General features: G+C 63.9%; 5 protein-coding genes and 1 tRNA gene. 4 read left to right on the top strand and 2 right to left on the bottom strand.

Annotated features, from left to right (window positions below; translation table 11 throughout):
- Positions 1-223, top strand: a 223-nt coding sequence (locus tag AC1D0P_RS02190) for a hypothetical protein (protein ID WP_477675178.1), incomplete at its 5' end; no start/stop codon positions are given.
- A gap of 17 nt (positions 224-240) precedes the next feature.
- Here AC1D0P_RS02190 and AC1D0P_RS02185 read toward each other — a convergent pair.
- A tRNA-Gly gene (locus AC1D0P_RS02185) sits at positions 241-316 on the bottom strand.
- 478 nt (positions 317-794) lie between these two features.
- On the opposite strand from AC1D0P_RS02185, the gene AC1D0P_RS02180 reads away from it, so the two are divergent.
- Entirely contained in the window at positions 795-1,202 is a 408-nt protein-coding gene (locus AC1D0P_RS02180) for a hypothetical protein (RefSeq protein ID WP_477675177.1), read from the top strand.
- Between the two features lie 348 nt (positions 1,203-1,550).
- On the top strand, positions 1,551-2,270 hold the full coding sequence (locus AC1D0P_RS02175) for a hypothetical protein (RefSeq protein ID WP_477675176.1): 720 nt from the start codon (positions 1,551-1,553) through the stop codon (positions 2,268-2,270).
- 387 nt (positions 2,271-2,657) lie between these two features.
- Here AC1D0P_RS02175 and AC1D0P_RS02170 read toward each other — a convergent pair whose 3' ends face one another.
- On the bottom strand, positions 2,658-4,994 hold the full coding sequence (locus tag AC1D0P_RS02170; RefSeq protein WP_477675175.1) for an ATP-dependent DNA helicase: 2,337 nt from the start codon (positions 4,992-4,994) through the stop codon (positions 2,658-2,660).
- Positions 4,995-5,167: 173 nt separating this feature from the next.
- On the opposite strand from AC1D0P_RS02170, the gene AC1D0P_RS02165 reads away from it, so the two are divergent.
- Positions 5,168-6,106 (top strand): rhodanese-like domain-containing protein, encoded by a 939-nt coding sequence (locus AC1D0P_RS02165; RefSeq protein ID WP_477675180.1) that lies wholly within the window; start codon positions 5,168-5,170, stop codon positions 6,104-6,106.
- Positions 6,107-6,152 lie beyond the last annotated feature (46 nt).

Here is a 6,152-nt window from a genome sequence, read left to right as displayed (position 1 = left end):
TTCTCACCCCATTCGCATTTGCATAAATAGCGTTAACAGGCCCTGGCTAGACGAACGTGACGGATATCTGGAAAAAATCCATTTCGGCTGTACCCGCATGCGGGCGGCCGGCATCAAGCCTGACCGGGATCTCCCGCTGCACTGCTTTCCCGAGGGCCATGAACCCCCGTCTGCAGCACACGCGCYACCAAACCGTCTCCTCGGTTTCGCGCAGGTGATGTGAAACAGGCACACCCGAAATGGAGCGGACAGACGGCTTCGAACCGACGACATTGAGCTTGGAAGGCTCACGCTCTACCCACTGAGCTATGTCCGCAATTTTTTGCAGGGTCGCCGCCATCCAGTGTGTGGCCGCGGTCCTGCTGCTGAATTTTTAAAGAGCCCCGCGCTTGAAGCGCACAGACGGCACGATCACCGTCAGGGGAAAACAAAAAGGCCCGGTTCCTTGCGGATACCGGGCCTCTGGGTGTCAGAGATTTAGAAGGTACGCTCAGGCGTCTCCTCCTCCCGGTGGTGTGCAATCCTCGTGGTTCTGTTTGGGCATGGCGGTCCGCAAAACGGACGGCGCAAATGAACTCTGCCCACCACATTGGCCCAGATAAACGTCAAGGCGACGCACGCCAGCACCGCCCCAAACGGGGGTGCTGTTTCTTGCGATGGCGGCTATCGGTTTCATGATGAATGTGCGGAAAGAGTTGATGTCAAAAAGTAGCGATGGAAGGTAATGTAAAATCTTTTTAYGTCATCGTCAACGAGGCGATGGAAAATAATTTTGATTGTTGCAATCACGTCACATGGATTCCCYGGACATCAACCGAACCAGGCGCAATAACCTCCTGATCATCATTCGCGAATACAGCGAAAGGGAGTTGGCTGCCGGTGAATCACCGGTCGGCATGCTGGGCCGGCTCGCAAAAGAACTGGGCCTGAGCGCCGGCGGGCTGAGCCAGTTCAAGGGAGACGCGAACGGTTCGGGCAGAAACATCGGTGATGCGGCCGCGGCCCAGATCGAGAGCCGGCTGGGAAAACCCAAAGGATGGATGGATGAAGACCATGGCGGCGACGCCTTCAATCCCGCTGAAAACGCATTCATCGAAATAGCTCGCAAGACATGGCGCACGACGGACGCCAAGGGCCGGCGGCGGCTGATGCAGCTTGCGAAGCGGGGTTTTAGCGGGCTGCCTGGATCCGGCGACAAATAACGGAATTTTCCGGCCGGATTTGTAACTTGTAACGGCGTCGGGCCCTGCCTGCTCACAGCTGTTGCGCGCCCGCATCTAATCTGCCAAAAATCCCCGGTACCGGCGACTGTTACAGTCCTGGCCGGAGATTTTTTGATCCTCTTGAATTCCGCAGAATCTCCCGTGGATAAAACTCCTGATGCTATATAAAAGATAGCGATTGTCCGAGGCAACTCAGGGTTTTTCCATTGAGCACAATTGCTTGCATCGTTAACATGGCGCAACCCCGCCGGGCACGTGTCAAGGGACAAATGACCCGGTTTTCCATGTGCGTTCGCGCACTCTAACGGCGCAATGCACAGGACCCGGATGTTGTTGACAGGCAAGAGCAGGAAGCACGCACGCATCGCCCGCACGGCGGTCCTTGTCGCCTTTGCCGCTTCTGCCGCCTTTCCCCTGCTGTCCCAGGCTTTTCCCCTGGCGCCTTACACCGACACTGTCGCCACGCCGGCCGCCAGCCCCGACACCGGCATGGCGCTGGTGTCCGCCTCCGCCGACGCACGCCAGGCCTTGCGCTGGGTGGTGGCGGCGCGCGACAACGAAGGCCTGCCTTTTGTGATCGTCGATAAAAAAGGCGGGCGCATTTTTGTGTTTGAAGCCGGCGGCCAATTGCGCGGTGCATCGCCCGCACTGACGGGCCTGGCGCCCGGCGACCATGGCGTGCCCGGCATGGCGCAGCGCAGCGTGGCCAGCCTGCGCGAGGACGAACGCACCACGCCCGYGGGCCGCTTTGTGTCCGAGCCCGGCCACAACCTGCAGGGCGAGGCCATCGTCTGGATCGATTACGCGGCCAAGCTTGCCATCCACCGCCTGCGCCCCGCGGCCCCAGCCGAGCGCCGCGCGGAGCGGCTGGCCTCCGAGACCCCCGAAGACAACCGCATCTCCATGGGCTGCGTGGTGGTGCCGGTCAGCTTCTATGAAAGCGTGGTCGGCCCCGTCCTCGGCAAAAGCCGCGGCATCGTCTACGTGCTGCCGGAAACCCAGCCGCTGCAGCGCATGCTGGGCGCGCTGCAACTCAGCCAACGCTGAACCATTCGCTGACCTGGCTTGACCGTGGCCGCCCTGGCTAACTGCTCATAACGCGGCTGGTCTTTCGCCGGCCAGGCTTTTTTGTGCGGCCCCGGCCTGCAAACGGCTACTTCCACAACTACACGCGCGTCAGCCATCCCTTACTTGCAGCAGGCCTTCAGGCTGGCACTGTCCGCGCGGCGCGCTGCCTACATTGGACTTGTGTTYAAACCCTGACTACTTTTAGGAGAGACAAATGCCCATCATTGCCTGGCTACTCGGCGTTCCACTTAGCGTCATCCTCATTCTCATGCTACTGGGCGTGTTTTAGGCCCCGCAAGATTGACCGGCCTTCACGGCCGTTCAAACAAAAGCCCGCGAATGCGGGCTTTTGCGTTTGATCAGCGTTTAGAGCGCGGCGGCCGGTTCCCTGCGCCTGGCGCGCAAGCGCGTGACCTTCCACCAGCCCGGCAGCAGGCTCTGGATTTCGGGCCGGGTAAAGCGGTCGTCGATCAGGTAGACCACGCCGCGGTCCGAGGTCGTGCGTATGACCCGCCCGGCCGCCTGCACCACCTTCTGCAGGCCGGGGTAGAGATAGGTGTAGTCGTAACTCTGGGCGGCGCCGAAATTGGCGCCCATTCGTTCGCGGATCTGTTCGTTCACCGCATTGACCTGCGGCAGGCCCAGCGTGGCGATGAAAGCGCCTATCAGGCGCTCGCCCGGCAGGTCTATGCCTTCGGCGAAGGAGCCGCCCAGCACGGCAAAGCCTATGCCCTGCGAGTCCGGCGTGAAGCGCGCGAGGAAGGCGTCGCGCGCGGTTTCTTCCATGCGGCGCGTCTGCTCCCACACCGGGATGTGCGGGTAACGCTGGCGGAACAGCGCCACCAGCTGCTGCAGGTAGTCGTAGCTGCTTAAGAACGCCAGGTAGTTGCCGGGCTGGCCCTCATACTGACGCGCCATCAGGTCGACGATGGGCGAGAGCGAATCGCCCCGGTGCTGGAAACGCGTGGAGACGTCGCTGACCACCGAGACCCGCAATTGTTCGGCCAGGAAGGGCGATTCCACCTCGGTCCACACCGTGCCGGCCGGCAGGCCCAGCGTATCGGCGTAATAGTTCTGCGGGCTCAGCGTGGCGGAAAACAGCGCCGCCGACTGCGCGGCCGCGAAGCGCGGCGCCAGGAAGGGCGCGGGCACCACGTTGCGGATGTTGAGCACCGCGAGCGGCTGGCCCAATGCCTGGCCGAAAGTGTTAGGCCCCGTGTCGGCTTGCAGCGTCACATCGAACAGCGAATGCTCGCCGAAGCTCTCGGCCATGCGCGAGAAATGCAGGGCCTCGAAATAAAAATCCTGCAGCTCGCCGTCCATGCGCGTCGGGTTGGCCATCAGGAAGTCGGTGACCTGGGTCAGCGCCTGCCCCAGGGTTTTAAGGAAAGGTGCGGGCAGTTCGGGATGCACCTGGTAGGGCTCGTCCTGATATTGGTGGAGTTCCTGCAGGCTGCGGTTGAGCCGCTCCAGCGCGCCGCGCACGGCACGCGGCGCGCCGGCGTGCACCTGCTGTAGCTGCGCCTGGCTCAGCGTGGCCGAATACATTTTCCGCGCGCGCTCCACCAGGTTGTGCGCCTCGTCCACCAGCACGCTGACGCGCCACTGGTTGCCCTGGGCCTGGCCGTGCAGCAGCGCGCTGGTGTCGAAGTAATAGTTGTAGTCGCCCACCACCACGTCCGACCAGGTCACCAGTTCCTGGCTCAGGTAGTAGGGGCACACATGGTGGGCCAGCGCCAGTTCGCGCAGCGCGGCCTTGTCGAGCGGGCCTTGCGCGGCGGCGTGCTTCACGGCGGCGCTGCGCGCCTGCGGCAGGCGGTCGTAAAAGCCCTTGGCCAGCGGGCAGGCGTCGCCGTGGCAGGCCTTGCCCGGGTGCTCGCAGGCCTTGTCGCGCGCCACCAGTTCCAGCACGCGCAGCGGCAAAGCCTGGCTGCTGCCCTTGATGCGGTCCAGCGCGTCCAGCGCCAGCCGGCGGCCCGGTGTTTTGGCCGCCAGGAAAAACAGTTTGTCGAGCTGCTTTTTAGGCACCGCCTTGAGCAGCGGAAACACCGTGCCTATTGTCTTGCCTATGCCGGTCGGCGCCTGCGCCATCAGGCAGTGGCCGGCCTGCGCGGTCTTGTAGACGGCCTCGGCCAGTTCGCGCTGGCCGGGCCGGAAGTCCGGATGCGGAAACTCCAGCGCCGTGAGCGCGGCATCGCGTGCCTGGCGGTGCGCGAGTTCCTGCGTGGCCCAGGCCAGGAAGCGTTCGCACTGGGCTTCAAAATATTCCTTGAGTGCGGCGGCCGTGAAATGCTCGGTCAGCGGCGTTTCCTGCGCGCTGGCCACGTCGAAGTAGACCAATGTCAGGTTGATGTCGGGAAGCTTCCTGTCCTGGCACAGCAGCCAGCCGTAGATCTTGAGCTGCGCCCAGTGCAGGTGCCGGCGGTTGTCGGCCATGGCATGCAGGTCGCCGCGGTAGGTCTTGACTTCCTCCAGCTGGTTCTGCTCGGGGTCGTAGCCGTCGGCGCGGCCGCGCACCGTCAGCGCCTGGTATTCGCCCTCCAGGCTGACTTCGGACTGGTAGGACTCGCCACGGCGCGATGCGACCAGCGCATGGCCGGCCATGCCTTCCTGGGCGGAAGGCGAGGGGGTGAAGCGCAGGTCCAGGTCGCCATGCTTGGCGGTGAACTCGCACAGGGCCCTGACGGCCACGACATATTTCAAGGGGGAGCGCTCTCTGGATAACGGGAATTGGGGAAGAGGTTCATGGTAGCGCAGGCGCCGCCGGCCCCCATCCCAGCCTTCCCCCTCGGCGGGGGAAGGGGCAAGACCCCGTGAAATAGAGCATTAACATGCCGGCCATTTACCGATGCGCCGCGCCCGTCTACATTGACGCCATGGACCAGATCATTTTGTGGCTGCAGCAGTACGGGCTGGCCGCCGTTTTCCTCAACATCGTGCTCGAGCAGCTGGGCCTGCCGATCCCGGCCTATCCGGTGCTCATACTGACCGGCGCCCTGAGTTTTAACGGCCAGTATTCGGCCGGCGGCCTGCTCGCCACGGCGGTGGGGGCCTGCCTGATCGCCGACAGCGTCTGGTATTGGGCCGGCCACCGCTACGGCAGCCGCGTGCTCAAGACCTTGTGCCGGATTTCGCTGTCGCCCGATTCCTGCGTGCGGCAGACCGAATCGATCTTCACGCGCTGGGGCGTGAAGTCCCTGGTACTGGCCAAGTTCATCCCGGGTTTTGCCTCGCTGGCCACCGCGCTGGCCGGCCGCACCGGTGTGCCCTTCGGTCGCTTCCTGTTGTTTGACGCCATAGGCGCGGCGTTGTATGCCGGCGTCGGCTTGGGCCTGGGCATGCTGTTCCATGACGCGGTGGCCGACGTGCTGGCCATCTTCGAGCAGATGGGGCGCATAGGCCTGATGGTGCTGCTGGCCGGTTTCGCGCTTTTCCTGGCGCACAAATGGTGGCAGCGCCAGCGCTTTTACCGCCAGCTGCGCATGGCGCGCATCACGCCGCAGGAGCTGCTGCACCTCACGCAAGGCGAGCAACCGGCCGTGATCCTCGACGTGCGCACCGAACTCAGCCGCGGCGGCGGCGGCATCATTCCGGGCGCCCTGCTGTGGTCGGACCCGGACCGCAAAATGGCCACACTGGACCTGCCGCATGACGTGGCCGTGGTGGTTTACTGCGCCTGCCCCAACGACGCGTCGGCCGCCCAGGTGGCCAGGCGGCTGATGGCCGCGGGTTTCAAGAACGTGCGCCCGCTGCATGGCGGCATAGACGCCTGGCAGGCCGCCGGGCTGTCGCTGGAGTACCCGCACGCCGTGTGAAAGGGTAAAAAACACCTTTCCGCTGGTGCGCCTCTGCCGCCCGGCT

It is taken from the genome of Polaromonas sp. P1_G2 (assembly GCF_056405515.1).
Note: the sequence above shows the minus strand (reverse complement) of the source record. Positions and strands in the feature narration are given on the sequence as shown.

Coding starts and splice junctions, on each gene's coding strand:
- AC1D0P_RS02165 (WP_477675180.1), top strand. CDS start 5,168: ATGGACCAGATCATTTTGTGGCTGCAGCAGTACGGGCTGGCCGCCGTT.